Here is a 523-nt window from a genome sequence, read left to right on the forward strand (position 1 = left end):
CTTTGGCGCCCTCGCCCAGCCCGTGCGCAGCCGCGTGCTGAAGTTCGTGCCGCAGGCCGATCTCGGCGCGCTCGACCCCATCGCCGTCAGCTCCAACCCGACGCGCAACCACGSCTACATGGTCTACGACACGCTCTACGGGTTGGACGAGAACCTGCACGCGCATCCCCAGATGGCCGCCGGCCATGTCTGGGACGAGGACGGCCAGCGCTGCACCATCACGCTCCGCGAGGGCCTGCGCTTCCACGACGGCGAGAAGGTTCTGGCCCGCGACGCCGCGCAGAGCATCCGCCGCTTCATGCAGCGCCACGCCGCCTTCGGCGACAAGATGCGCGAGGCCATCGCCGAGATCGAGGCGCCCGACGACAGCCGCATCGTGGTCCGGCTGAACAAGCGCTTTCCCTTCCTGATCCACGCGCTGGGCATCGCCAGCGCGACCTCCTGCTACATCATGCCCGAGCGGATCGCGCGGACCGATCCCTTCCGTCCCTTCACGGAATTCGTCGGCTCCGGCCCCTATCGC

1 protein-coding gene is annotated in these 523 nt (G+C 69.0%); it reads left to right on the forward strand.

Features of this window, described 5'->3' with window-relative positions; genetic code table 11:
* Positions 1-523, forward strand: a 523-nt coding sequence (locus tag AC1DWF_RS38465; protein ID WP_476843649.1) for an ABC transporter substrate-binding protein, incomplete at both ends; no start/stop codon positions are given.

It is taken from the genome of Aminobacter sp. P4_D5 (assembly GCF_056401815.1).